Here is a 25,322-nt window from a genome sequence, read left to right as displayed (position 1 = left end):
GTGAAACGCTTAGTGAAGATCGTTGGTCGTGCAAGCTCTGATCGGCTCGCCCCTGCCGAGCGAGGCTTTGTGGAGGGCGGCGGCGCGGGCGGGCGGGCCTTCGCGGGGCCGGAGCTCGGCTGTCCGTCGCGTGGCCGCGTGGCCGCGTGGCCGCGTGGCGCGCGCGCCGGGCTGGCGGACGCGGCGCCGCGATCTCTGGTAAGCTCGCCGGCCAACGAACCATGAGCGCTCCTCCCGAGGTCGTCGTCGTCGGCAACATCGGCATCGACACGAACATCTATCTTCATGGCGACTCCATCGACTGGAGCGTCGAGGGCAATTTCACCCACAACACCGACGCTGTCGGGCAGGCCGGCGGGTACGCGAGCCGCGGCTACGCGGGGCTCGGCCGCCGCACGGCCTTCGTCGGCGCGGTCGGCGACGACGTCCTCGGCCGCTTCATCCGCGAGGCGCTCGCGGCCGAGGGCATCGACGCGAGGGGGCTGTTCATCGACCCGGTCGGCACGTGCCGCAGCGCGAACATCATGTACCCCGACGGGCGCCGCCGGAACTTCTATGACGGCAAGGGCCATATGGATCTCGCGCCCGATCTCGACGCGTGCCGCGCGGCGATGGCCGGCGCGCGGCTCTGCCATTTCAACCTCCCCGACTGGGCGCGGCGGCTCTTGCCGATCGCGAGGGAGCTCGGCGCCACCATCGCCTGCGATCTGCAGGATGTGGTCGACCCGCTCGACCCGTACCGGCGGGACTTCATCGCCGCCGCCGATATCCTCTTCTTCTCCGCGGCCAACCACGCGTCGCCGGAGCCGGTGTGCGCGGCGTTCCTGCGCGAGCGGCCCGATCTCCTCGTGGTGGTGGGGATGGGGGCCAGGGGGTGCGCGCTCGCGACGCGGGGCGGGGTGCGCTATTTCCCGCCGGTCGCGCTGGACCTGCCGGTCGTCGACACCAACGGCGCGGGCGACGGCCTGGCGGTCGGGTTCCTGGTGAGCCACGTGCTGGAGGGGTTGCCGCTCGAGGAAGCCATCCGCCGGGGCCAGATCGCGGCGCGCGTCACCTGCGCGCAGCGGGCGCCGAAGCACCGGCTCGCGAGCCGCGAGGACCTGCTGCGCCACGAGCGGGCGCTCTCGACGGGCGCGGGCGCGGCCGCCGCGGGAGAGGGCGCGTCGGCCGCGGGCGCGGGCGCGGCCGTCGCGGGAGAAGGCACCTCCGGCGGCGCGCCGCGCGGCGGGCTGTAGGGCGTGGTGGATCGGCCTGCCGTGCCGCCCGCGCGCCGCGCTCACCGCGGGATCTCCCTCGCGCTCGCCGCCGCCGCGCTCGCCGCGCCCGTGGCGGAGGCGCGCGCCGGAGAGGGCGCGTGGGGCGTCGACCTCGACTGGATCGCGCCCGGCGCGTGCGCGGATCGCGAGCCGGTGCTGGCCGAGATCGAGCAGCGCCTCGGGCGGCCCGCGGCGGCCCATGGCGGGGCTCGGCTGAAGGCGCGCGCCGAGGCGTCGCAGAACGAGCGCGGCTCGTGGGACCTCCACCTCACGACGACGCTCGGCGAGGCGACGCGGTCGCGCGACCTCCACGGCGAGACGTGCGCCGAGCTCGCCAGCGCGGCGGCGCTGATCATCGCGCTCGCCATCGATCCGGAGGCGGTCGCGCGCGGCCCCGCGAGCGCGGAGCCGGGCGCCGGCGCTGCGCCGGGCGCCGGAGAGGGGGCGGAGCCCGACCAGACCGGAGCGCCCGACGCGGTCCCCGCCGCGGACGCGCTCCCCGAGGCCACGTCGCCGCCTGCGCCGGACCCCGGCGCTCCCGCCGCCTCCGCGCCCGTCGAGGCGCGCCCGTCGCCGGGCGTCGCCCCCTCGCCGGGCCCCCGCCTGCGCGGCGCGCTGAGGGCGCTCGGCGTGCTCGACACCTCGGCGCTCCCGGCCGTCGCCCCGGGCGCGGGCATCGCCGCGGGCGCGCTGATCGGGCCCGTGCGTGTCGAGCTGTCCATCGCCTACTTCGGCGCGCAGCAGGCGCTCATCGAGGCCACGACCATGGGCGGAGACGTCTGGCTCATCGCGGGCGGGCTCCGCGTCTGTTACGCAACGCGTCACCATGCGTTCGAGCTCGGCCCTTGCGCCGGCATCGAGGGGGGCGTCATGAGCGCGGCAGGGTTCGGCGTGGCCGCGCCCGGCTCGAACCGGGCGCTCTGGCTCGCGCCGCAGCTCGGGGCGCTCGCGACCTACGCGCTGTCGGACGGGGTCCGCATTCCCCTTGCTGTCGACGCCCTCCTCCCGCTGGTGCGCGACGACTTCGTGCTCGTCGGCATCGGCTCGGTGCACCGGATCCCCGCCGCCACGCTCCGCGCCTCGCTCGGGGTGGAGGTGCGGTTTCCGTGACGGATCCGGACGGGTCCGGCCATGTCCTGCGCGTGACGAGGACGTCCCCGGCGCCAGCGCTCCCCTTCGCGGGGTCCGTCTTCGAGCCGCGCGCCCCCGTGCACGAGGCGCACGTGCCCCTCGAATTCGACGCGGTGTACGACGAGCACGCCGACTTCGTGTGGCGCAGCCTGCGCCGGCTCGGCGTGCGCGAGGCGAGCCTGGACGACGCGCTCCAGGACGTCTTCCTCGTGGTCCACCGCCGTCTCGGCGAGTTCGAGCCGCGCTCGAGCGTGAAGGCCTGGCTGTTCGCGATCGTCTGCCGGGTGGCGCGCGACCACCGGCGCCTCGTCCGGCGCAAGGGAGAGCACGAGGAGCTGCCGGCCGGCGTGCCCGACCGCGCGCCGGGGCCCGCCGAGCGGCTCGAGAAGGCCGAGGCGCTGAAGCTCGTCGACGCGCTGCTCGCGGAGCTGGACGACGACAAGCGCGCGGTGTTCGTGCTGGCGGAGATCGAGGAGCTGAGCGCGCCGGAGATCGCCGCGGCGCTCGACGTGAAGCTGAACACGGTCTACTCGCGCCTGCGCGCCGCGCGCCGCGAGTTCGAGCTCGCGCTGGCGAGGCGCGGGGGCGTGCGGCCATGAGCGATTCGACCGAGAGGGCGCGCGCGCTCCTCCAGGCCGCCCGCGAGGACGGGCTCGCGCCGTCCCACAAGGCGCGGCTCCGCGCGGCGCTCGCGGCGAAGCTGGCGGCCGCCGCCCCGCCCGGCGAGGCGCCTCCCGCCCCGCCCGGCGAGGCGCCTCCCGCCCCGCCCGGCGAGGCGCCTCCCGCCCCGCCCGGCGAGGCGCCCGCGGGAGCAGGCGCGGGCGGCGGCGTCCTGTCGGGCAAGGCGGCTGGCGGCCTCCTCTCGGGCAAGGCGCTCGCGGCGGGCGCGCTGATCGGCGCCGTCGCCTTCGCTGGCGGCTTCTTCACCGGCAGGGCGAGCGTCGACGCCCCTCCGCCGGCGGGCGCGGCGTCGCCGGCCAAGGTGGTCGTGGCGCCGCCGCCAGCGCCCGCCGCGCCGGGGCCCGGGGCCGGCCCGGAGCTCGCCGCCTCGCCCCCGGAGCCCGCGAGCGCCGCGACGCCCCTGCACGCCGCGCCGGCGGCCCCACCAGCCCCGCCGCGGCCGCCGGAGCCGACCGCGCCGGACGCCCCGCGCGCGCCGGCGGACGGCGTCCCGCGCGCGCCGGGCGCTCCGGCGGCGCGCGCGCGCGGCGGGCCGCCGGCAGGGCCGAGCACGCTCGCCGCGGAGATGGCCTTGCTGCGCGAGGCGCAGGACGCCGTGCGGGACGGCGATCCGTCGGCCGCGCTGGCGCGCCTCGACGACCTCGGCGCTCGCTTCCCCGAAGGCCAGCTCCGCGAGGAGCGCATGGCCGCGCGCGTGCTCGCCCTCTGCGCCGCCGGCCGGGCGCGCGAGGCGCGCGCGGAGGCAGAGCGGCTCCTCGGCGACGCGCCGGGCTCGGTGCATATCGAGCGAATCCGCGCCTCGTGCGCGTTCCGAGAAAATCTCGACTGACAGAGACGGATGTTCCTCGCGGCGGCCATGTACGGATGGACCCAACGAAACAGGAGGAACCCGATGAATTGCTCGAATCGCGCTGCGCTCGCGTTGATCTTCACCGCTGCCCTGCTCGGGAGCACCGGCTGCGATCCGCACGATCTGCCCATCGGCGGCGGTGAATCCGGCACCGGCGACGAGGGCTCGGGCGCGGCCGCGCTGCTCGTCGCGCGCTGGGAGGGCTACGTCGAGAACTACAAATTCCGCTCGGGATCGGACGAGATCCAGATCGACATCGACGCCGTGGAGGGCGACGAGATCCATGGGACGGTGCGCTTCGGCGCGGGCCCCTCGATCCCCCCGCCCACGGATCCGGACGTGGGCTATCCCCCGAACGCCGCGCCGGAGACCGAATCCGATGCTCGCCTGCCCTATGAAGGGTTCGATTTCACCATGCTCGGCGCGCAGCTCACCGACCGCCGGCTCCGCTTCTCCGTCGACACCCGGGAGCTCTGGAAGGGCTGGTGCGAGCTTCAGGCCTCGTACGCCGCGGCCGCCAGCTCGGACGTCTACAAGTGCATGCCCAACGAATCGACAGAGGAACGCAACGACGTCTGCAACCTGGGCGGCGAGCCCGTCGACTGCGGATACATGCATCTGTGCGGAAGCTCTATTTGCGATTGCCGTGAGTCCGGGTGCACCATCAATACCTGGGGCGGCCTCGACTTCGATTTCGCCGTCGACCAGCAGGAGGCGAACGGCAGCATGGCCCGCGAGGGCGGCATCTTCAACGTCCGGCTGACGCGCGAGCCCTGACGGCGGCGTCGCCGACGCGACAGACGGGTGCCACCCATCTTTTGCCACCCATCTTTTGCCACCCATCTTTTGTCACCCATCTTTTGTCACCCATCTTTTGTCACCCATCTTTTGCTGGACGAACGAATTTGCGGTGCCGAACCGTCGCCGCGCCGGCACGGGTCGCCGCGGAGCTCGATGAGCCCAGCCCGTTCGGGGAGAAGGTCGCGCGCGGACGTCACCCGTCGCACGCGCCGTCTTGACGGACGAGCGCACCGGCGCATCCTGGCAGCCATGTCGCTACGCCGCGCGCCCATCGCTCCGCTCGCCCTGCTCACCTCCCTCCTCCTCGCCGCCCCCGCCGCCCCCGCCGCGGCGGCCGTCGTGCCGGTCGGCACCACCGACGAGCTCGTCGCCGCGATCGGCGCGGCCGAGGCCGGCGACGAGATCGTCCTCGCCTCGGGCACCTACGCCTTCGACGGCGTCTCCTGCGCGGCCGCAGGCACCGAGGCCGCGCCGATCGTCGTGCGCGCCGCCGAGCCGCTCGGCGCGATCCTCGAGCTGTCGGGCGTCGAAGGCTTCAAGGTCAGCGGCCCGAACTGGCACTTCGAAGACCTCGACATCCGCGGCGTCTGCGCCGACGACTCGGACTGCGAGCATGCCTTCCACGTGTTCGGCGCTGCGAGCCGCTTCACCCTCCGCCGCTCGAAGGTGCGGGACTTCAACGCCCAGCTCAAGATCAACGCCGCGCAGGTGGACGGCGTCTGGACGGCCCCCGACGACGGGCTGATCGAGCGATCGGAGCTGTTCGACACCCACCCGCGCAGGACCAGCAATCCCGTCACCAAGATCAACATCGACGGCGGCAAGCGCTGGACCGTGCGCGACAGCTACCTGCACGACTTCCAGAAAGACGGCGGCGACGCTGTCAGCTACGCCGCGTTCATGAAGAGCGGCGGCTCGGACGGGCTCTTCGAGCGCAACCTCGTCGTCTGCACCACCACCGGCTCGCCGGACGGTGCGCGCATCGGGCTGTCGTTCGGCGGCGGCGGCACGGGGGCGCAGTACTGCGCCCCGGCCTACGACCCCGACGTGCCCTGCGAGGTCGAGCACACCGGCGGAACGATGCGGAACAACATCATCGCGAGCTGCTCGGACGTCGGGATCTATCTGAACCGCGCGACGGACACGCGGCTCCATTTCAATACGCTGATCGCGACGAGCGGGATCGACTTCCGCTTCGCGACGACCAGCGGCGTCGCGCGCGGCAACGTGCTCACGGGCAAGATCCGCGACCGCGACGGGGGCACGCATCAGGAGAGTGACAACCTGGCCGAGGTAGGACTCGCGACGTTTCAAGCGTGGTACGAAGATCCAGGTCTCGGCGACCTGCACCTCAAAGGGGATGTGGCGTCGCTCGTCGGCCAAGCGCCCGCCGAGGCCGCGGTGACCGACGACTACTGCGCGCGCGGGCGGCCGGGCAGCGGGAGCTTCACGCTCGGCGCGCTCGAACATTCGCTCGGCGACTGCGCGACGGTGCCACCGCCGGGGCCCTCCGGCGAAGGGGGCGCGGGCGGCGGCACCACCGGCTCGGGCGGGATGGGCAGCGGCACCGGCTCCGCGGGCGGGGGTGAGGCGGGCGGCACAGGCGGCGCGGGCGCAGGCGCAGGCGCAGGCAGCGGCAGCGGCAGCGGCGCGGCCGGCGGGGGTGGCGACGTCTCCAGCGACGGCGAGGGCTGCGGCTGCCGCGTCGCGGGCGTCGGCGGGGATGACGCCCTTGGCCTCCTGACGGCGGTCCTCGCCGCGTTCGCCCTCCGGCGGCGACAGGCCTCCTCATCGCGGAGCGGTCGGCCATACTGCGCAGCATGACGAAGGGGAGCTGCCTGTGAAGACCACGCGCTCCATCCGCGGCAGCGACCATGCGCTGGTGCAGCGGATCACGCACGTCGCCTATGGCGACGACACGCAGGACCAGTCCCTGCCCGACGGCTGCTGGGACCTGGTGTTCATGAAGCGCCGCGGCCGGCTGCAGGTGCTGCATACAGGTCTGATCACGCACCCGGTGGCGCTGGGCTACGAGACCGGCGACGAGTACCTGAGCATCGCCTTCCGGCCAGGCGTGTTCATGCCGGGGGTGCCGGCGATGGGCATGCTGGACCAGGGCGTGCTGCGCCCGCTGGCGAACCCGCGCTCGTTCCTGCTGGGGCCGCGAGCCTTCGAGGTGCCCGACTTCGAGAACGCCGACGATCTGGTGGCACGCCTCATCGGGGCCGGCCTGCTCGTGGAGGACCCGGTGGTGTTCCGCGTGCTGCAAGGCGATCCCGCCGGCACCAGCCTGCGCTCGGTGCAGCGCCGGTTCCTGAGCGCCACCGGTCTCACGGCGAAGCAGCTGTCACAGATCCACCGCGCGCAGGCGGCGCTGCAGCAGCTGATGCATGGCGATGCGCCGGCCGACGTGGCTGCCGCCTGCGGCTACGCCGACCAGGCGCACCTGGGCAATTCGCTGAAGCGGCTCATGGGCAGGACGCCCGGCGAAGTGGCGCGGGCTGCGGCCCGGCCCGGGCCCAGGCGCTGAGGGCCCAGACGGTCCGTCGAGGCCTGAGCCTGTCGTTTTCTTCCAAGACCGGGCCTACCCCGGTGGATACGGTGGCGCCGCCGGCTCGCACCGGCGAGCTCGACCAACCCGAGGACCTCCATGCACCGCGACTCCGAGATCCACCCCTTCCGCATCGACATTCCGCAAGCCGATATCGACGACCTGCGCGAACGCCTGGCGCGCACGCGCTGGCCGGCGCAACTGCCGGGCGGCGACTGGGTGAGGGGCGTGCCGGTGGCTTACCTGCAGCGGCTGGCCGCGCACTGGCAGCACCAGTACGACTGGCGACGCTGCGAGGCCCACCTGAACAGCCGCCCGCAGTTCACCACCCGGATCGATGGCCAGACGATCCACTTCGTGCACCTTCGCTCGCCCGAGCCGGACGCGCAGCCCCTTTTGTTGCTGCACGGCTGGCCCGGCAGCTTTGCCGAGTTCGACCGCGTGGTGGACGCGCTGTCCGACCCGCGCCGCCACGGCGGCGACCCCTCGCAGGCTTTCCACCTGGTGATCCCGTCGATCCCGGGTCACGGGTTCTCGATGCCGCTGGCCGACGCCGGCTGGAACCACGGCCGCTGTGCCCGTGCGATGGCGGCGCTGATGCAGCGCCTGGGCTACGCACGCTACGGCGTGCAGGGCGGCGACGTGGGCGCGTTCATCGCGGTGGAGGTGGGCCGCGTCGACAGCGAGCATGTCAGAGGCCTGCATTGCAATGCGCTGGTGACGTTTCCATCCGGCGACCCCGCCGAGCTGGAAGGCCTGACGGCCTCGGAGCAGCAGCGCCTGGCCCGGCTGCAGAACTTCCGCGACCGGATGATGGGCTTCGCGCACATCCAGGGCACGCGGCCGCAGACGCTCAGCTACGGGCTGCACGATTCGCCGGTGGGCCAGCTGGCCTGGATCGTCGAGAAGTTCAAGGAATGGACCGATCCCGCGGCCGCGCTGCCGGAGGACGCGGTGGGCCTGGACGCGCTGCTGGACAACGTGAGCCTGTACTGGTTCACCGGTACCAGCGGCCCCTCGGCCAACCTGTACTATGAAGCCTTCAACGACCCGTCCGCCTGGGCGCCCAAGCCGCACGGCACCGTGCCCATGGCCGTGGCCGTGTCGCTGACGCAGGACGTGGCGGTGCGCCGGCTGGCCGAGCGCGACCACCACATCGTGCGCTGGACCGAGCTGGCGCGCGGCGGGCATTTCCTGGCGACGGAGGCGCCCATGGCGCTGGCCGTCGATCTGCGGGAGTTCTTCGGTTCGCTGTCCTAGGCCAGGGCGGCAAACATGTTAAAAATCGTCTAATTCCAATGGTTTACGCCGCCTCCTGGAACAGACGATGGGCGGCCTCGAGATTCTGGATCGCTGCTGCGCGCCGGAGGTCAAACAGGTCTCTCCTCGCGCCGATGTAGCGCGCGCTGTGTCCTTTCCGCGCCGCGATGTGGGCGAGCGAGGTGATGAGAAGGTACGGCCGGCTCAGGGAACCGGAACGAGAGGGCCGGTGAGCGAAGCGTCGCCCGAGCCTGTCCCCCGGGGCCGCGCTCGCGCGCCGTCGCGCGGCTCACCGCCGTGCAGCCCCGCCCCGTTCTGCGGTAGTATCGACCGGCCCCATGAGCGACCTCCCGCCAGCCCGCCGAGACCAGGCACGATCACGAGCTCGCGGCCCTCACCGCCGGAGACGAGGCGCCGAGACCGTCCGGGTGGCGCCTCTCGCCGGGAGGGCCGCCAAAAGCGAGGTCCGGGAACGCGGCATCGGGCCAGAAGGACCTCCCTCCATCGACGCGAGGATCTCAGGATGACGTTTGCACCCAAGCCCCCCGGGCAGCCCGACCAGCGCGACGAGGCCGACGCGAGCGACCCCCTCCAGCCCCGCCCCCAGCGCCGCGTGGGCTCACCCAGCAGCGCCCTCCGGCTCCCGAAGGCCGCCCCGATCCAGGTCGAGGTCGCCTCGGGCGACGCCCTCGACATACGCCAGTTCTCGGTGCACGAGCGCCTCTCGTCTCTCTTCTCGATCAGCCTCATCGCCGTCAGCGAGAACACCGACGTCACCTTCGATAACGTGGTCGGCAAGCCCGCCACGTTCACCGTGCACAGCGGCCTGCACACCCGCCGTTGGTCGGGCATCTGCAACCACCTCCTGCAGATCCGGGTAGAGGAGGGCACGCCCAGGACCCCCACCCTCGCCACGTACGAGCTCTCGATCGTCCCCACGCTCTGGCTCCTGACCCAGCGCCGGAACTACCGCATGTTCCAGCAGGAATCCGAGCTCGATATCGTGCGGAAGCTCCTCGAGGAGTGGTCCATCGAGCGCGACGAGCGGCTGACCGAGACCTACAAGCCGCGGAAGTACCGCGTTCAGTACGCGGAGAGCGACTACACGTTCATGTGCCGGATGCTGGAGGACGCAGGGATCACGTTCTACTTCGAGAACCAGCAGGGCGAGACGAAGCTGGTGCTCGCCGATGCCCCGCAGTCGAACCCGCTGCGATCGCCGAAGATCGCCTACCGGGACAACCCGATGACCGTGCCCGACGAGGAGCACGTCACCGGCGTACGGATCGGGCAACGGGTGCGGCCCGGGAAGTACACGATACGGGACCACGACTACCGCCTGGCCCCCAGCTACAGGCTGATGAAGACCGCCGACGCCCTGCAGGGGGGGATCGAGGCGCAGCTGGAGCGGTATCATTACACGCCGGGAGCGTTCCTGTTCCGCTCCGAGAAGGGGGAGAGCACGCCCGTCGCTGACGATCGGGGCAAGACCCGGACCGACGAGCAGGAGGGGGACGCGCTCGCGAGGAAGCGGCTGGACGCGAAGCGCGCCACAGCGAAGGTCTGCACCTTCGAGACGAACGCACACGACCTGGCGCCCGGGATGGTGATCAGCATGCAGGATCACCCGAAGTCCGAGCTGGGCTCGGGAAAGAAGCTGCTGCTCCGGGAGTCGTCGCTGAGCGGGACGGAGAGCGGCGAGTGGTCGCACCGCTGCGAGGCGGTGAGCGGAGAGGTGCCTTACCGGCCGGCGCTGACGACGCCGAAGCCGAAGGTGAACGGCGTGGAGAGCGCGACCATCGTGGGGGCCCCCGGGGAGGAGATCCACTGCGACGAGTTCGGGCGGGTGAGGGTGCACTTTCACTGGGACCGCGAGAGCCAGATGGATGACGGCAGCTCTTGCTGGATCCACGTGAGCCAGCCCTGGGGCGGCGCCGGGTTCGGCGGGATGAACCTGCCGCGGGTCGGGCAGGAGGTGCTGGTAGATTTCCTCGGGGGAGATCCGGATCGTCCGGTGATCGTGGGCAGGGTGTACACGAACCTGCAGAGGGTGCCGTACAAGCTGCCGCAGAACAAGACGCAGAGCGGGTGGAGGAGCAACTCGACCGGAAAGACGGGCGGTTACAACGAGCTCATGTTCGAGGATGCTCAAGGCAAGGAGCTGATCAACATCCAGGCGGAGCGTGACCTGAGCGAGCTCGTCAAGCACGACGCGACGCACGTCGTGAGGAACGACCAGCGCACCACGGTCTGGAAGAACGACGCGTCGCTGGTCGGCGTGCAGCGCTCGCTGACCATCGCCCAGCCCGGCGGAGGCGAGCCGGCCCCCGGCCTCACGACCGTGACGATGACGCACGAGAAGATCACGCTCACCACCGGGAAGGCCACGATCACGATCGAGGGCGGCAAGATCACGCTGGACGCGAACGAGAGCATCACCCTCGAGTCGCGCGGGAAGATCAGCATCCACGCGGCCACCGGGATACAGATGGTAGCGGACGACGGGGACACCGTCATCAAGGGCGACCCCAAGGTCAAGATCAACTGCTCGGGCTGACGAGCGGAGAAGGGAGCGTCTGGACTCATGCCGCCTGCTGCCAGACTCGGCGACAACCACCTTTGCAAGCGCCATGGAGCGGGGCCCATCTTGCCCGCGTGCTGCCCGACCGTGCTGATCGGCGACAGGCCGGCCGCACGCCAGGAGGACATCTGCGACTGCTGGTGCACCGAGGATCCGATCAAGGAGGGAGAGCCGACGGTGCTCATCGGCGACAAGCCTGCTGCGCGCAAGGGCGACCCCACGGACGGGGGCGAGATCGTCGAGGGTTGCCCGACGGTCCTCATCGGGACGCCACGGGCCGCGGCGTGCATGGTCGAGGCGGCCAGCGCCGGCGCGCCGTTCGTCGACGCGGGCGAGTAGCCATGATCGAACGAGCCGCCGCCCTGCTCGCGCGAGAGCCCACGACGCTCTATGCCCTCCTCGACGGGGCGCGAGATCGCTCGATATCGCGGCGCATCCGCGCCTCGGAGCTGCCCAGCCGCTCCCTCTACGAAGGAGAGCGCGGCGAGGAGCTGGCCCCCTTCGGTCCCTACCTGATCGAGCTCCCCAGCGCCGCCCACGTCGTCGAGTCCTGGCTCCGGGAGGACTGGGGCAAGTCGCACGGCGTCTTCCTCACGAGCAAGGAGTCGTTCGCGGCGGTGCGGCGCCACCTCCGGAGGTTCCTCAAGGTGCAGCTGGAGGACGGGCGCGAGGTCTACTTTCGGTTTTACGACCCGCGGGTCCTCCGGCTGTTTCTCCCCCGATGCACGTACGAGGAGTGGATCGAGTTCTTCGGACCTGTCGAGTCTTACTTCGCAGAGGCCGAGGACGGCCATGCCCTGCTCCGGTTCAGGCGAGACGCGGACGCGCCCGATCCGGAGCGGATGGCTCTGGCAACCTGAGCTACAGCGAGAGGTCAGACGCGCATGTTCCGAGTTCGCCACGAGCACGCCCAGGCGTTGAAGCCCGCCCTCGACGGCTCGCTGCCGGATCGCATCCTGCGGGGCCTCCGGCAGCGGGGCCTCCAGGCCGAGCGGGAGCCCGACTCCGGCGCGATCGCCGCGACCGACGCGCGCGGCTCCCGGATGAGGCTCAGCTTCTCCTCGGATGGGTCGCCCCGTGAGGCCACGTTGCCCTCGGGGGCTCGCTTCGGGTTCGAGGGCGACAGGGCCGGCTGCGTCTCGGCGGTCACGTTCCCGAGCGGCGAGCGCGTCGAGGTCGGCCACGACGAGCGCGGGGACATCACCTCTCTGACGAGACCGGGGCTCCTCGCCTATACGATGGGCTACGACGAGGAGCGCCGGCTGGCCCGGGTGACCTACCCGGACGGCTCATCCACCCTCCTTCACCACGGCCCTGCGGGCCTCGAGCGGGTGGTCGACCGGACAGGAGCGGCGACGACCTACTCCAGGGACGACGCTGGCGGCCGCCACACGGTCACGGACACGCTGGGGCGCGCGACGACGTTCCTCACCGGCGCGAGAGGGCGGCTGGATCGGATCCTGTTTCCGGACGGCTCCGAGCAACACGTCGAGAGGGGCGAGGGAGGTCATCCGCTCGGCGTGAGGCGACGAGATGGAGAGCGCGTCGCGTACGAGCGTGACGAGGCGGGTCGTGTCGTCGCGCTCCGGTGGCCCGATGGCGAACGGACGGAGGTGGGGCTCGTCGAGGAGGACGGCGCCGTCCTGACCCTCAAGAACACGACGGGGACACTGATCCTCACCTTCGCCGAGGACGGGACCCTGCGCTCCGAGCAAACGTCCACCGGCGCGCTCGAGTACGGCCACGATGCGGAGGGTCGGCTCACCGAGCTGCGAACGCCGTGGGGCGACAGGATCACGTACCGCTACGACGTCGATGGCCGCCTGGAGGCGGTGCGTGATTGGGACGGCAAGGAGACCCGATTCGGCTATACGCCGGACGGCGCCATCGCATCGATCGATTACGGCGGGGAGCTCCGAGAGGTCCGGGCATATGCTCGCCTCGGGGGGATGGCTCGCGCCACGGTGGTCGACGGGCAAGGGTACACGCTGAGCGAGCAGACCTACGATCACGACCCCTGCGAGCGCCTGGTGGGCGTGACGGACGCATGGGGCGCGCACCCTGGCGACGTCGAGCGGCGTCGCTTCGTGGTCGACGCCGAAGGTCGCCTGCTCGCGGAGCTCGACCCGGCGACGGAGCGCGTGCTCGCCGAGTACGACTACGACGCCAAGGGGAACCTGACGTTCGATGACGGGAGGCGCGTCCACGTCGGCGTGATGGACGAGCCGCTCTCCCACGACGGCCGTGAGATCGTCTACGACGGCTGCGGCAACATGCTCCGCTCCCCCGGCCCGACCGGGGACGAGCGCCGCTGCTCCTTCGGCGGAGACGGCAGGCTTCGTGAAGTGGCGATCGGCGACAGGCGGGTCCGGTTCACCTACGACGCCCTGGGGAGGAGGGTATCGAAGGCTGTCGGTCATTCCCTGTGGCGGTACGGCTGGGCTGGGTGCCAGCTCCTGTGGGAGGAGCACATCCCGCACCCCGGCGCGACGCCCGTCCGTCGAGACTACCTCTATCATCCGGACGGCATCACGCCGCTCGCCTTCCGGGAGGCAGGAAAGACCTACTGGATGCAGACCGACCCCAGGCGCGCGGTCATCCGGGTCTTCGATGGGTCCGGCAACGTCGTCTGGAGGGCGCGGTACGAGTCGTTCGGGCGGGCTCGCGTGGAGGTCGGGCTCGTCCGCCAGCCGCTCCGGCTGGCCGGGCACTACGAGGACGAGGAGACGGGGCTCCACTACAACGTGGCGCGCTACTACTGTCCGTGGCTCAAGGCGTACCTGTCGCTCGATCCCTCCTGGTCCCACGCCGGGGCGACGAACTATGCCTTCGCCAGGAACGATCCCTGGAACAAGGCGGACGCGACCGGCGGGCTCGCGTTCCTCGCCGTCATCGGCGTCATCGCGCTGGGCGCCGTCATCGGCGCCGCGGTCAGCGCGGCGGTGGCGTACTTCAGTCATGGCGATATCCTTGCCGCCGCGCTGGCGGGCGCCGTCGAGGGCGCCTTCGCCGCCACGGGCACGCTCGTCGGCATGGCGATCGGCCAGCCGGTCCTCGGGGCCCTGGCAGGGGACTTCGTCGGGGCGACGCTGGGCTTCGCGCTCGAGCAGTGGATGACGACAGGAGACGTATGCTGGAGCTGCGCGCTCGGCGCTGGAGCCACCTCGGCCATCGTTTCGCTGATCACCGCCGGGCTCGGCAAGATCCCCGGCGTCAAGAAGGTGCTCAGCGAGGCGGTCGACCAGGTCCGCAAGCTGATCACGGCGCACGTCCCGGCGTCCTGGATCGCGAAGATCGCGGCGAGAAACAGCCCTGTTCCGATCCCGGACAACGCCGTGATAGCGGCGCAGGCGAAGGACGGGTACCTCCAGGTCAGGTACAAGTGGGACGACGGAACTTACAAGTACGAGGGGCGCTGGCACACGCGCACCCCCGGCGCGCCCGCGGAGCAGGGCAATACCTGGGTGATCACCCGCACGACGCCGGGCACGCCAACGGGGCAGTCGAAGGCGCAGCACGTGCTGACAGGCGACAACGAGTGGACGCCCATGCACGTCTGGCAAGACGCCGTGAAAGCAAATCAGCAGGGTACGGCGACGGCAGCTCAGAAGGATCTGCTGAACCGAGGGCACTGGCCTGCACCATGACGCATCGGGGCTGAGATGAACGGAGCTATACGTGACTATTATGCCGGATTCGAAGGTGAGCCGGAGGTTCGCTTCCACTGGACCGGAGACGACGGCCTCGAGCGCGTCGTCCGGCTGTGGGAGGGCTACTTCGATCGGATCATGACCGCCATCGAGCCGGAGGAGGTCGGCTGGACAGGGCTGGCGCTGCCCTACCATCTGGATGAAGGCTGGTACGATAGCAGCCCGTGGCCGATCCCTGATCTCGAAGCGGTCATCGAGCAGTGGCGCCGCGTCGACACGAGCCGCTTCGACGAGCCAACCAGGGCGGTCCACGCCGACGTGCTCGCGCTCCTGCTCGAGGCGCACACCGCCCACAGACCCGCCTGGATATCGTACGAATGAGCTCGACACGCCACGACGGGATCTGCTCGGCGCCCCGCGTCCCGCTCCGGGCGCCGCCCAGGGGGGAGCGGTGACCGAGCTCACCCTCTGCTCTCCTCAGCCGATCTACGTGATCGTCGAGACGGTCTACCCCGGCCGCGGCTTACCTCAGCTCTGGAACACCGTTGGGCCGGAGCTCACCAAGGTGCAGCGGCACGTCGCGCAGGTCTGCGCCGTGGAAGACATGTTCTTCGACGGCGAGCGTCTCGACGGTCTCCCCGGCGTCTTCGAGCTGCTCCGGGAGTACCTGACGCCAGGGACGCAGATCACGACGCGCCGGACCGGGAGGCGGGAGCTCTCGCTGGTCTACGCGGGTTTTCGTAACATCCTCCGCGCGTTCACCGAGGTGCCGGGCCTGCCGAGCGCCGTGACGCGCGAGCGCGATCTCGGCACGCCGCCGAGCCCCTTCGTCTACGGCGTGGACCCGATCCCGCAGGTTCATCTGTACGGCAATCCAAGAGTCATCTTCACGAGCCCTGGTGGCACGAGCCCGCCGACGGCGGTCGCGGTGTACCACGCGACGTCAGGTCGGCTCGAGGTGCCCCCTCACGCGGAGCGAGAGGCGGTGATTCGTGGGCTCCTGCTCCGGTGATCTGACCACGGCCTCGCGGCGAAGGGCGTGCGGCCGCCGCTCAGGCGCGCTCCCTCAGAGAGACCACCCGAGCGATCGCGAGGCACCGCCCCGCGACGGGCTGCTCCTCGAACTGCTCGATCCGCGGCCTCGGCTCGAGCACCATGCGAACCGTCATTCGCAGGAAGCCCGGCAGCTCCCCCTCGACGGACGAGGGCAGGTACACCGGGATCGGCTTCGAGGCGCCGCGCGCGAGGAAGAGGGTCCGGAGGCGCAGCTGCCCGAGGATCATCCGCTTCTGGTACGCCCGCTGGTCCAGCAGCATCCGCTCGGTGTGCGTTTCCATGTAGCTGGGCGGCACCGCCCGGTTGGCCTGCACGAACGCGTCCCGGATCTTCTGCGTCAGCCCCTCGGCCACGCTGCTCGCGCCCTTGAGCCACGGCGTCTGCAGGAGCTGCTCGGTCGTCTCGACGGTCTCCTTGAGCCTCCTGTCGCCCGACACGAACGGCATCACGGCAGCGATCGTCGCTTTCAGTGTCTCCAGCTCGTCGAAGGGGAACTCCAGCTCTCCGGCCGCCAGCACCAGCGGCGGGACGAAGGTGCCATCTTCCCGGATGGCGTTCGCCAGCGCCGCATCGATGCCGCGCAGGTCGGTCGGCTCCGCGCGCGCCAGCAGGCCGAATACTTCCCGCTGGTCCCGGAGCTCCTGCCGCCTCTCGGGCGGAGCCTCCCCGGGGTAGTCATCATCGAGGGGATACGGCTTGACCTGCGCCATGATCTCCTTCCAGCCGGGCTGGCGGCGGACGCGCGAGACGCAGGCGGGGTCGTACCAGAGGAGCTCGATGGCTTCCGGAGGGGCGCTGCGCGCGGCGGAGAGGCGGGGCGCGGGGGTCGAGGGCTCTGCGGAGGGAGGGCGCGCGGCGAGGGCGGCGGTGGCGCCGGAGGCAGCGCCCCCGCCTGCCGGGGAGGCCTGGACGAGCCGAGGGGGTGACGGGTTCGCAGGGCCGTCGACGTCGCCCTGCGCGACGGGCTTCCAGCCGCGTTTGACCATGGCTTCGTCGAGGGGAGCCGGCGGGAGCTCGGCGCGCGCAGGGGGCGGGAGCGGCGGAGAGGCGGGGACCAGCGCGGGGTCCCTGGCGAGCGCGAGCTGGCCGATGGAGGCCTTCTGTGCGGGGTTGGCGCCTGGGTCGGCGACGCTCCAGGGGCTCGAGGCGATGGGCAGGGCAATCGGCGCGAGCTGCGGGGGGCGAGTGACCAGCGGAGGCGGCGCGATGGGGGTAGCGGACGGCGGAGAGGCGGCCGGCAGGAGGCTTGAAGGCGGCGCGACCGCGGGGGCGCTCCGCGTCGCCGCAGCGGTGGGCGCGGGAAGATCGGCCGAGCGCGAGAAGGGGAGCGGGGCAGCGACGACATCGGGTGATCCGCTCGGTACCAGCGAAGCGGACATGGTGCCGGTGTCCGCGTGCGCGGCGGAGCGGCCGGCCTCCGTCGGGCGTGAGCGCGGCGAACCAGCAGCAGGCGCCGGAGAGGCTGAGACGGCGCTGCTGCGCGCGGCGTCGCGCGACGACGCGGCGAAGGGGAGCACCGGGGAGACGTTCGCCGCCGCGTCGCGGGGAGCGCTGTGGGTGCGGAGGGCGTCCGCGTCCTCGTCGGCGGCCTCGATGAGCTCGGCGGCCTCGATGAGCTCGGCGGCGACGGTGGCGCTGGTCGCCGGAGCGCTGGCGGCGGGAGGGCGCGCTCGGCCGAGGGGGGACTGGCCAGCATGGGACTCGGGGGCGGCGGCCTCGCGGGCCCAGGAGGTCGCGGGGGCGCTGAAGCGCTCCAGGGTGACGACGACGCGGCCGACCTCCTCGGCGTGAGTCAGCGAGAGGCGACCGCGCCAGACCAGGGCGCAGAGCCCGCGGTCGGCGTCGATCCAGAGGGTGTCGCAGAGGAGCGCCAGCTCTTCCTGGCCGCCGCTGGCGCGCTCGGCGAGCGCGCGGGGGCGCAGACCGGGGAGGCTGGTGACGAGGCGGGGGTGCTCGGGGTGGAGGTTCTCGAGGACGATGCGCTGGTTCTCGTGGAGCTCGGCGATCTGCTGATCGCGCGGGGCGACATTGAAGAAGGCGGGATCGAAGCCCTCCGGGAGGGGTTGCTCCCACCATCGATCGTGGGGCCACGCGCCCGCGTGGTGGCCCAGGCGGTCCCTGCGCCAGGGCCATGTCGGGGCGATGGGGCCGAACCCGATCGGCTCGATGAGGTCGTCGCGCCGGGAGATGTGAACGCCGGGCGGCTGGAGGTTGGGGAGCGGAACCCGGCCGTAAGGGTCAGGCGGAGCGTCATGGCGGACGCCGACCGGGTTCCAGGAATCCGGGCCGCCCGCGGCGCGCTCGTAGGGCATGGCGATCTGGGTGACGCGAGCCCCTTCGCAGAGCTGACCGTCCTGGGTCCAGGCGCGGTCGCACCAGACTTCGATCGACTTGTCGACCTCACCGACGATGAGACGGGCGAGGATGGATCGGGCCGGGAGCCCGCCAGCTGCGTGGGCGCTGCCGACGAGGACGACATCGGCGCGGGGCTTGAACGGGGCGAGATCGCTGGCCACAGCGAGGCTGCGGGCGGGGTCGTCACCCCGGTAGATGTCCTGTTCGTGCGGTGGTTCCTGGGCGAGGTGGAGGGGGGACTCGCCCGGCAGGAGTCGATAGGTGGCTTTGCAGACGACGGTCAAGATCCACCCGCCGCGCGCGGTGGGCCAGATGCGAGAGGCGACGCGGAGGGGGCAAGCCGAGAAAACCTGCATGCGGCGGCCACCTTATCAGCTCCGGCGCGCGCGGCGGAACGGCGGCGCGCCAGTGTCGCTCCTCCGGAGGCGAGCGCGACGAGGGGCGCTGAGCGGCGCCTGCTCATCGCGCGGCGCTCCGCGGCCGCGCCGCGCGCTCGCGACCATGAGCCCATTCGGCCCTCGGGCTGGCGATCGCGCGAGCTGCTCCAGGCGCCCATCGCCCATCGCCCCTCCAGCGCGGCGCGCCCCTCGTAGAACCTGGATACCCGGACGCCGCGCGATGAGGCATGGTGCCCCCATGACCTCGCCGCGCCGGCTCCACGGTCGCATCCTCGAAACATGGCAGGAAGGAGCGCTCAGCTCGATGGCCCTCATCGCCGGCGCCGAGAGGCACGTCGTCCGCGGCCTCCGCGCCGATGCGCCGCTCGCGCCGGGCGACATCGTCGAGGTCGAGCTCGGGGATGGCGGAGCGCCGCCGGTCGTCCGTCGCGTGGGCGGGCCCGCCGCGGGCGCCTGGGATCCGGGGGGCGACGCCCTGCGCTGGCGCCAGCCTGGCCAGGCGCCGAGCCGGATGGCGCTGCTCTTCCAGCGTCAGGCCATCCTGCGCGCCGTCCGCGAGTACTTCTTCGAGCAGGGCTTCCTGGAGGTCCAGGCGCCGCTGCTCGTGAAGGGCGCGTGCCCGGACGCTCACCTCAGCCCGATGCGCGCCGAAGGCGGCTATCTCACGACCTCGACCGAGTACCAGATCAAGCGGATGATCGTGGGCGGGTTCGAGAAGGTCTTCACGCTGACCCAGAACTTCCGCGGCGGCGACGTCGGAGCGCGCCACAACCCCGAGTTCACCATGCTGGAGTGGGCGCGCGCGTTCGCGCCGCTCGACGCGATCGAGGACGACGTGGAGGCGTTCGTGCAGCGGGCGCTCGATGCCGTCTCCCCCGGCGCCGAGCACGTGGAGGTCCGCGGCCGCGCCGTGCGGGTCGCGGGCGTCCGATGGGAGCGGCTCACCGTCCGCGAAGCGCTGGCGCAGCACCTCGGGGTCCACGTCGACCCGAGCTTCTCCGCCGCGTCGCTCCGCGCCGCCGCGACCCGACCCGACCTCGGCGTGCCCGAGCGGTTCCTCGACGATCCCCCGATGGTGCTGTCGATGCTGCTCGATCGCGTCACCGAGCACCTCGGCCACGAGCGCCCCGTCTTCCTCCGCGAGTGGCCGGCGCTGATGACCTCCTCCGCCGAGCTCTCCCCGGGCTCGGCGGCGCTGGCGCTGCGCAGCGAGCTCTTCATCGCCGGGATGGAGCTGAGCGACGGCTTCCCTTCCCTCCGCGATCCCGAGGTGCAAGCCGCGATGTTCGCGCGCGAGAACGCCCGGCGAGCGCAGGAAGGAAAGGCCCCCGTGGAGCTCGACGCGCGCTACGTGGAGGCGCTGAGGCAGGGAATCCCGCCCGGAGCGGGCATGGCGCTGGGCTTCGACAGGCTGATCATGCTCCTCACCGGGCAGGAGCACATCCGCGATGTGCTCGCCTTCACGTGGGACGAGCTCTGATCAGGTGACCCGGCGCGTGTAGACCTGCTCCGGCGTGCCGCCGATGACCAGCGTCCCCGAGCGCCGCATCCCGAACCGCTCGGCGACCCGGATCCCCTCCTCGGAGACCGTGATCGCCGCGAGCCCCCGGAGCGGCACGGCCGCGATATCGTCGGCCAGCGCGCGGAGGAGCCGCCGGGAGCAGGACGTCCCCCGGAGCGGCCCGAGGACGCTGTAGTTGAAGAGGTAGATGAAGCTCCCGGCGGGATCGAGGGTCGGGAGCGCTGCCACATTGCGACCGCGCAGCTCCGCCGCCCGCGCGGCCAGCGCCTCGAAGGACAGCTCCGCGATCGGAAACCAGCCGGTATACCCGACCGGAAGCCACCCGGCGCCAGGGGCCTCCGCCCACCACACCCTGAACCCCGCCGGGAAGGTGAACATCACCTGAAAGAGGCGCTCGATCCCGACCTGATCGACAGGCAGAGGGTAGCAGCTCCAGTCGGCCAGCAGCGTCGCCAGCACGAGCCTTCGCCAGGCGGCGTCGCCGTACAGGCCGAAGGGCGGTGTCGGCGCCCCGATCAGGTCGAGGACCGACACGGACCGGAATGACGCCTCGATCTCCGGTGACGGCCCGAGGGCGCGCAGGACCGCCAGCTTCGCATCGAACCAGGCGGTCGCCGCGGGGACGTCTCCGAGGTCCGGAACGTCGCCCAGGAGCGTGCTGTCTGTCGAGCCCATCTCAATGCTCCCGGCCGGCGCTCCTGCAGAGGAGCTCCACGCACGCTCGGACGCTCGCGCCGAGCGACGCGAGATCGTACCCGCCCTCGAGCACGAGCGCCACGCGGCCTCCCGCGGTCGGCTCGGCGATGCTGCAGACCGTCGCGCACAGCGCCGCGAACCCCTCCGTGGTCACCCGCTGCGCTGCCATGGGATCGTCCACGTGCGCGTCGAAGCCCGCCGAGACCAGCACCAGATCGGGGCGGAACCACGCCGCGAGCGGCGCGAGCTCGCGCTCGAAGGCGAGCTTCATCTCGTCGTCGCCGGCGCCGGGCGGCAAGGGGACGTTCCGCGTGTACCCGGCGCCAGGGCCCGCGCCGACCTCGTCGCTGCCGCCCGAGTCGGGGTAGAGCCGGTCCTGGTGGACCGAGAAGAAGAGCACGTCGTCGCGCTGCTCGAAGATGGCCTGTGTGCCGTTCCCGTGGTGCACGTCCCAGTCGACGATGAGCACCCGGCCGGCGCCGCGGGCGAGCGCGTGCGCGGCGGCGATGGCGACGTTGTTGAAGACGCAATACCCCATGCCCCGGCTGGACGTCGCGTGGTGCCCGGGCGGGCGCACGAGCGCGAAGCCATTCTTCACCCGCCCTTCCAGGAGCGCCTCGACCAGCGCGACGCACGCCCCGGCGGCCAGCAGCGCCGCCTCCACGGATCCATCGGACAGGCGCGTCTCCTCGTCGATCGCTCCGGCCCGCCCCCGCTGCCCGAGCACCTCGTCGACGTACGCCGCCGAATGCACGCGGCGAAGCTGCGCGGCGGAAGCCTCGCGGACCGCGCGCTGCAAGATCGCGCCGGCCGGCAGCGGATCGAGGGCGCGGAGGATGCTCGCGAGGCGGGAGGGGCTCTCGGGGTGCTCGGGGCCCGGATCGTGCGCGAGGAGCCGAGGATCCGTGATCAACAGGGTGGACATGGAGTATCCCGGCGAGCTCTCCTGCTCAGCAGCCCGAGCCCAAGCCCGAGGCCGTGTGCCCGTACCGAGGGAGATCGAGCCCGAGCGTCAGCGCCTTCATTCTCCCACGGGACGCGCGGACCTTCCAGGAATGGACGTCGATCATGGTAAAGCTCAAACGGCGCGGCGGGTCCGCGCGGGCGCTCGGGGTCGCCTGTATCGGCGTGGCCGCCGCGAGCGCGCTGCTCGCCGCGTGCGCGCCGCTGCCCGCGCCGCGCCGCTTCGCGGGGAGCCTCGATGTGCCGCTGCCGCCGACGACCGGCCGCATCGCCGTCATCGCCGATCTGCAGCGCACCTCGACCCTGGAGTTCTGGCGCGAGTCGAACGATCCCGAGCGCGCCGTGCTCGTGCAGGCGCTCGCCGCCGCTCGCCCCGACGCCGTGTTCGTGGTCGGCGACCTCGTATTCGACGGCGGCTCGGCGCGGCACTGGGCCGCTCTCGACGCCCTGATGGCGCCGGTGCGCGACGCCGGGATCCCGGCGTTCGCGGCGCTCGGCAACCACGAATACTGGGGCTGCCGCGGCGGTGAGCGCCACTTCTTCGCGCGCTTCCCGCACCTCGGCGGGCGCCGCTGGTACGAGGTCGCGTATGGCCCCGTCCGCGTCGTGGTCCTCGACAGCAACATCGACGAGCTCACCCCCGCGGTGTGGGACGCCCAGATCCGCTGGTACGAGGGCGCGCTCCGCCGCCTCGACGCCGATCCTTCAGCGCGCGCGGTGCTGGTGCTCGCGCACCACCCGCCCTACACGAACAGCACGGTGACGGGCGACGAGCCCCACGTGCAGCGCCACATCGTCCCGCCCCTCCTCCGCTCCCGGAAGGCGCTGGCGCTGATCAGCGGCCACGTGCACAGCCACGAGCGCTTCCGGCGCGGCGGAAAGCTCTTCATCGTGGCCGGCGGCGGCGGCGGCCCCCGGGCCGCGCTCGCCCAGGGCGCGGCCCGCCGCCACCCCGACGACCTCGCCCGCGGCTCGGCGCTCCGTCCATTCCATTTTCTGCTGATCGCGCCCGCCCCGGAGGGCCTCGCCGTCGAGGTCCGCGGGCTCCCCAAGGGCGGCAGCGAGGCCGCCCCCCTCGACCGCTTCGTGATTCCCTGGCCGGCGCCCTGAGGCGCGGCAGCGCCCGCGCTTGAGCCGATGTGGCCAGTCGAGGCGGTCGAGCGGCTCGACCGGACCGAGCGTCGCGGCCCTGGTCCGCGCCGCGAGGGTCTTGTCCGCGAGCCTGCGGCTGCTGATCACGGCGGGCCCTCAGCTCCAGTGCGCGGTCAACTCGAGGTGCTCATCGTGGTCGCCGCCCCCGGCGATGACGCGCTGGCGGACGTGGCTGGCGCCGCCGATCTCGAGGAGCTGTTCGCAGGAGCCGATGACCTCGGTCCACATGTTCTCGTCGAAGCCGGAGCAGCCGCTCCAGCGAGCGCGGGTGAAGCCGCGGCGGGACTGGAGGACCTGGACGCGGCCGACAGAGTAGTAGTTGGCGAAGACGCGCTGGCCGAGGGAGAAGAGGGCGGAGGGGGAGATGAGGGCCGCGATGACCTTGTAGATGCCGCTCATGTCGTCGCGGGTGCACTGGCGGCCAATCTGGTGGATGAGGTCCTTGCCTTCACCGCTGGTGCGCCGGATGGCCTGGAAGAGGTCCTTGTACCAGGCGATCGGGTACCAGCCGGTGGAGACGATGCTGCCGTAGCGGAGGCCGTCGCGCAGCGGCTCGCACATCTCGTCCAGGCTGAGCTTCTGGACGGGCTCTCCGCGCAGCTTGCCAAAGCTCACGAACGCGGAGCGGAACGCCACCCCCTTGACCCTGGGTTCGTCGGTCATCCAGTCGCGCCAGCGCCCTCGGCAACGAGGTTACCGCGCACCTCGCGCGTAGGCCAGAGAGGAGCCGCTGCCCCACGCGTGGCCAGAGCCCTGGGCGGGCAGCGACGTCCTCGGCCGGGCGCCTTCACCGCAGGAAAGCGAGGTGGCAGCCAGCGGCGCGTTCGATCCGGAGGACGGGTCGTGGCTCGGGGATGTAGGTCGTGCGGGGCCATCGTGTCCGGCACGCAGCGGGCTTCCGCCGTGTCCGCGGACGAGCGGTTCCCCCAGGGGTCGGTCGGGCAGGCAACGAAACCCAAACACGATCCGAAAAGTCAAGCTCCTCCTGGTGGCGGCCGCCCCATCGTGCAGCCATGCTACGAGGCCCCGAGGCGGCTGCTCGAGGCCGTGCGCGACGCAGCCTGCATGCGGTGGGCCCAGCGCGACGCGGTGGAACCCATCCGCGGACAGGCCAAAGCGGCGCTCGTCACAGGATCTCACCGGCACCCCATCGGCCGCGCGCTCGAGACGTGCCCTTGCCTCGGACCGATTCCGATCGGTCACATCATCCCTTCCGTTGTGTACCTCATGCGTTTCCGGACCCGGCTGCGCGCGTGATCGCGACAGCGCTTCGCGAGCTCCCCGCGGTCGAACTCGCCGGCGGCCCCACGCCGGTGCGCCGGCGGTCCGAGGGGGCGGGCGGCGCCGCAAAACCACGCGCCCAGCCCGATAGGGCGCGTTCTCCGATTCAATCAAAGCATAATAGATCAGGGCGACAGGCGGAATTTCTCGCGCTCGATGCCACGGGAATTGCCAGCAGCACCAGGGTCGCATATGCATAATAAATGCTATTTACCAGGAACACCCAGCTCCCTTTCCTCGCGACCACCGGCGCGCTGCTCCTCGCGCTCGCGGCGTGCGGCGACGACGACTCGACCTCGAGCACGACGAGCACCAGCACCACCACCACCAGCACCACCACGAGCGGCACGGCTGGCGGTGACGGCGGCGCGGGCGGCAGCGACGGCGGCGCGGGCGGCGGTGACGGCGGCGCGGGTGGCAGCGACGGCGGCGCGGGCGGCGGTGACGGCGGCGCGGGCGGCGGCGACGGCGGCGCGGGCGGCGGTGACGGCGGCGCGGGCGGCACGGGCGGCGGGCCCGCGGACGCCGCGGCGTGGGCGGACGTGGAGCCCATCCTCATGGCGCGCTGCGGGCCCTGCCACACCACGAGTCCGACGCCCGCCGGCGATTTCGAGATCGACTACGCGTCCTCGCAGCTGGACGCGGAGCACGCGGCGTGCGCGAGAGCGGGGCTCTCGAAGGGCGCGTGTGCCCTCATGCGCGTCCGCGACGGCTCCATGCCGGCCGTGGGGCAGGGCATGGCCAGGTGCACCGGCGACCCGGAGCGGGACGCCGGCAACGCCAAGTGCCTGACCGCCGCCGAGCAGGAGACGCTCGCCAGCTGGGTCGAGGGCGGCGAGCTCAACTGACCAGCTGAAGCGCGGCCTCGCCCCGCGCGAGGGCTGCGGGACGACACGGGCTCCGGAGGGCCGCCGCGCGCTCGGCGGCTCTCCCCTCCACTTCACCAGACACTACGGCCGACGCCCCCTGACCTCCGGTGAGCCGGCGAGGCAAACAGACCTCGCCGCGCACCACCTGCACGTCGTCGCCCTCGCTGGCGCCGTTCTGCACGAGGGCTCGTATGTGTCGGTCGGGCGCGTCTCGCGCGTGCTCGGCGACACCACGCCATCCTTGCGCGCGCCGAGCCGCTCGCGCCGCC

At 72.1% G+C, this 25,322-nt stretch carries 21 protein-coding genes; 17 read left to right on the top strand and 4 right to left on the bottom strand.

What is annotated here, in order from left to right:
- Positions 1-221: 221 nt before the first annotated feature.
- From WME89_RS16000 to WME89_RS15935, 14 genes are all read left to right on the top strand, one after another.
- Positions 222-1,235 (top strand): carbohydrate kinase family protein, encoded by a 1,014-nt coding sequence (locus tag WME89_RS16000; protein WP_438010009.1) that lies wholly within the window; start codon positions 222-224, stop codon positions 1,233-1,235.
- A 21-nt stretch (positions 1,236-1,256) separates the two neighbouring features.
- Positions 1,257-2,366, top strand: coding sequence for a hypothetical protein (locus WME89_RS15995; RefSeq protein ID WP_438010008.1), 1,110 nt, complete (start codon positions 1,257-1,259; stop codon positions 2,364-2,366).
- Positions 2,363-2,986: an RNA polymerase sigma factor gene (locus tag WME89_RS15990; protein WP_438010007.1), complete on the top strand. Its 624-nt coding sequence runs from the start codon at positions 2,363-2,365 to the stop codon at positions 2,984-2,986. Before WME89_RS15995 ends, WME89_RS15990 begins: the two co-directional genes overlap by 4 nt.
- Positions 2,983-3,897, top strand: a complete 915-nt coding sequence (locus WME89_RS15985; protein ID WP_438010006.1) for a hypothetical protein — start codon at positions 2,983-2,985, stop codon at positions 3,895-3,897. The genes WME89_RS15990 and WME89_RS15985 overlap by 4 nt, the downstream gene beginning before the upstream one ends.
- A 63-nt stretch (positions 3,898-3,960) precedes the next feature.
- Entirely contained in the window at positions 3,961-4,695 is a 735-nt protein-coding gene (locus WME89_RS15980) for a hypothetical protein (RefSeq protein WP_438010005.1), read from the top strand.
- Between the two features lie 273 nt (positions 4,696-4,968).
- Complete coding sequence (locus tag WME89_RS15975; protein ID WP_438010004.1) at positions 4,969-6,543, top strand: MYXO-CTERM sorting domain-containing protein; 1,575 nt, start codon at positions 4,969-4,971, stop codon at positions 6,541-6,543.
- A 16-nt stretch (positions 6,544-6,559) separates the two neighbouring features.
- A complete protein-coding gene (locus WME89_RS15970; protein WP_438010003.1) occupies positions 6,560-7,249 on the top strand; it encodes a helix-turn-helix domain-containing protein in 690 nt (229 codons plus the stop codon).
- Between the two features lie 120 nt (positions 7,250-7,369).
- Positions 7,370-8,530, top strand: coding sequence for an epoxide hydrolase family protein (locus tag WME89_RS15965; RefSeq protein ID WP_438010002.1), 1,161 nt, complete (start codon positions 7,370-7,372; stop codon positions 8,528-8,530).
- Between the two features lie 523 nt (positions 8,531-9,053).
- Entirely contained in the window at positions 9,054-11,087 is a 2,034-nt protein-coding gene (locus tag WME89_RS15960) for a type VI secretion system Vgr family protein (RefSeq protein WP_438010001.1), read from the top strand.
- A 27-nt stretch (positions 11,088-11,114) separates the two neighbouring features.
- Positions 11,115-11,450, top strand: coding sequence for a PAAR domain-containing protein (locus tag WME89_RS15955; RefSeq protein ID WP_438010000.1), 336 nt, complete (start codon positions 11,115-11,117; stop codon positions 11,448-11,450).
- 2 nt (positions 11,451-11,452) lie between these two features.
- Positions 11,453-11,971 (top strand): DUF4123 domain-containing protein, encoded by a 519-nt coding sequence (locus WME89_RS15950; RefSeq protein ID WP_438009999.1) that lies wholly within the window; start codon positions 11,453-11,455, stop codon positions 11,969-11,971.
- Between the two features lie 24 nt (positions 11,972-11,995).
- Positions 11,996-14,758, top strand: coding sequence for an RHS repeat-associated core domain-containing protein (locus tag WME89_RS15945; protein WP_438009998.1), 2,763 nt, complete (start codon positions 11,996-11,998; stop codon positions 14,756-14,758).
- A 15-nt stretch (positions 14,759-14,773) separates the two neighbouring features.
- On the top strand, positions 14,774-15,142 hold the full coding sequence (locus tag WME89_RS15940) for a dihydroorotate dehydrogenase (quinone) (RefSeq protein ID WP_438009997.1): 369 nt from the start codon (positions 14,774-14,776) through the stop codon (positions 15,140-15,142).
- A 70-nt stretch (positions 15,143-15,212) separates the two neighbouring features.
- The gene (locus WME89_RS15935) at positions 15,213-15,773 is read left to right on the top strand and encodes a hypothetical protein (protein WP_438009996.1); all 561 of its coding nucleotides are present in this window, start codon (positions 15,213-15,215) and stop codon (positions 15,771-15,773) included.
- Positions 15,774-15,813: 40 nt separating this feature from the next.
- On the opposite strand, the gene WME89_RS15930 is transcribed toward WME89_RS15935, so the two are convergent.
- Positions 15,814-18,528, bottom strand: a complete 2,715-nt coding sequence (locus WME89_RS15930) for a DUF2169 domain-containing protein (protein ID WP_438009995.1) — start codon at positions 18,526-18,528, stop codon at positions 15,814-15,816.
- A gap of 346 nt (positions 18,529-18,874) precedes the next feature.
- Between WME89_RS15930 and WME89_RS15925 the strand changes: the two genes are divergently transcribed.
- A complete protein-coding gene (locus WME89_RS15925) occupies positions 18,875-20,050 on the top strand; it encodes an amino acid--tRNA ligase-related protein (protein WP_438009994.1) in 1,176 nt (391 codons plus the stop codon).
- Here WME89_RS15925 and WME89_RS15920 read toward each other — a convergent pair whose 3' ends face one another.
- Positions 20,051-20,767 (bottom strand): hypothetical protein, encoded by a 717-nt coding sequence (locus tag WME89_RS15920; protein WP_438009993.1) that lies wholly within the window; start codon positions 20,765-20,767, stop codon positions 20,051-20,053.
- A gap of 1 nt (position 20,768) precedes the next feature.
- Complete coding sequence (locus WME89_RS15915) at positions 20,769-21,713, bottom strand: histone deacetylase family protein (RefSeq protein WP_438009992.1); 945 nt, start codon at positions 21,711-21,713, stop codon at positions 20,769-20,771.
- A gap of 143 nt (positions 21,714-21,856) precedes the next feature.
- Between WME89_RS15915 and WME89_RS15910 the strand changes: the two genes are divergently transcribed.
- The gene (locus WME89_RS15910) at positions 21,857-22,861 is read left to right on the top strand and encodes a metallophosphoesterase family protein (RefSeq protein ID WP_438009991.1); all 1,005 of its coding nucleotides are present in this window, start codon (positions 21,857-21,859) and stop codon (positions 22,859-22,861) included.
- A gap of 138 nt (positions 22,862-22,999) precedes the next feature.
- Here the strand turns inward: WME89_RS15910 and WME89_RS15905 are convergent, their stop codons facing one another.
- Positions 23,000-23,566: a hypothetical protein gene (locus WME89_RS15905; RefSeq protein WP_438009990.1), complete on the bottom strand. Its 567-nt coding sequence runs from the start codon at positions 23,564-23,566 to the stop codon at positions 23,000-23,002.
- Positions 23,567-24,387: 821 nt separating this feature from the next.
- Here WME89_RS15905 and WME89_RS15900 point away from each other — a divergent pair.
- A complete protein-coding gene (locus tag WME89_RS15900; protein WP_438009989.1) occupies positions 24,388-25,032 on the top strand; it encodes a hypothetical protein in 645 nt (214 codons plus the stop codon).
- Positions 25,033-25,322: the final 290 nt, after the last annotated feature.

It is taken from the genome of Sorangium sp. So ce321, from assembly GCF_051530195.1.
Classification (GTDB): domain Bacteria; phylum Myxococcota_A; class Polyangia; order Polyangiales; family Polyangiaceae; genus Sorangium.
This window is presented reverse-complemented; position numbering and strand designations above follow the sequence as displayed.

Excerpts from the sequence above, each read along its gene's own strand:
- WME89_RS16000 (WP_438010009.1), top strand. The coding sequence starts at position 222 with ATGAGCGCTCCTCCCGAGGTCGTCGTCGTCGGCAACATCGGCATCGAC.
- WME89_RS15985 (WP_438010006.1), top strand. The coding sequence starts at position 2,983 with ATGAGCGATTCGACCGAGAGGGCGCGCGCGCTCCTCCAGGCCGCCCGC.
- WME89_RS15980 (WP_438010005.1), top strand. The coding sequence starts at position 3,961 with ATGAATTGCTCGAATCGCGCTGCGCTCGCGTTGATCTTCACCGCTGCC.
- WME89_RS15975 (WP_438010004.1), top strand. The coding sequence starts at position 4,969 with ATGTCGCTACGCCGCGCGCCCATCGCTCCGCTCGCCCTGCTCACCTCC.
- WME89_RS15965 (WP_438010002.1), top strand. The coding sequence starts at position 7,370 with ATGCACCGCGACTCCGAGATCCACCCCTTCCGCATCGACATTCCGCAA.
- WME89_RS15960 (WP_438010001.1), top strand. The coding sequence starts at position 9,054 with ATGACGTTTGCACCCAAGCCCCCCGGGCAGCCCGACCAGCGCGACGAG.
- WME89_RS15955 (WP_438010000.1), top strand. The coding sequence starts at position 11,115 with ATGCCGCCTGCTGCCAGACTCGGCGACAACCACCTTTGCAAGCGCCAT.
- WME89_RS15950 (WP_438009999.1), top strand. The coding sequence starts at position 11,453 with ATGATCGAACGAGCCGCCGCCCTGCTCGCGCGAGAGCCCACGACGCTC.
- WME89_RS15945 (WP_438009998.1), top strand. The coding sequence starts at position 11,996 with ATGTTCCGAGTTCGCCACGAGCACGCCCAGGCGTTGAAGCCCGCCCTC.
- WME89_RS15940 (WP_438009997.1), top strand. The coding sequence starts at position 14,774 with ATGAACGGAGCTATACGTGACTATTATGCCGGATTCGAAGGTGAGCCG.
- WME89_RS15930 (WP_438009995.1), bottom strand. The coding sequence starts at position 18,528 with ATGCAGGTTTTCTCGGCTTGCCCCCTCCGCGTCGCCTCTCGCATCTGG.
- WME89_RS15925 (WP_438009994.1), top strand. The coding sequence starts at position 18,875 with ATGGCCCTCATCGCCGGCGCCGAGAGGCACGTCGTCCGCGGCCTCCGC.
- WME89_RS15920 (WP_438009993.1), bottom strand. The coding sequence starts at position 20,767 with ATGGGCTCGACAGACAGCACGCTCCTGGGCGACGTTCCGGACCTCGGA.
- WME89_RS15915 (WP_438009992.1), bottom strand. The coding sequence starts at position 21,713 with ATGTCCACCCTGTTGATCACGGATCCTCGGCTCCTCGCGCACGATCCG.
- WME89_RS15910 (WP_438009991.1), top strand. The coding sequence starts at position 21,857 with ATGGTAAAGCTCAAACGGCGCGGCGGGTCCGCGCGGGCGCTCGGGGTC.
- WME89_RS15905 (WP_438009990.1), bottom strand. The coding sequence starts at position 23,566 with ATGACCGACGAACCCAGGGTCAAGGGGGTGGCGTTCCGCTCCGCGTTC.
- WME89_RS15900 (WP_438009989.1), top strand. The coding sequence starts at position 24,388 with ATGCTATTTACCAGGAACACCCAGCTCCCTTTCCTCGCGACCACCGGC.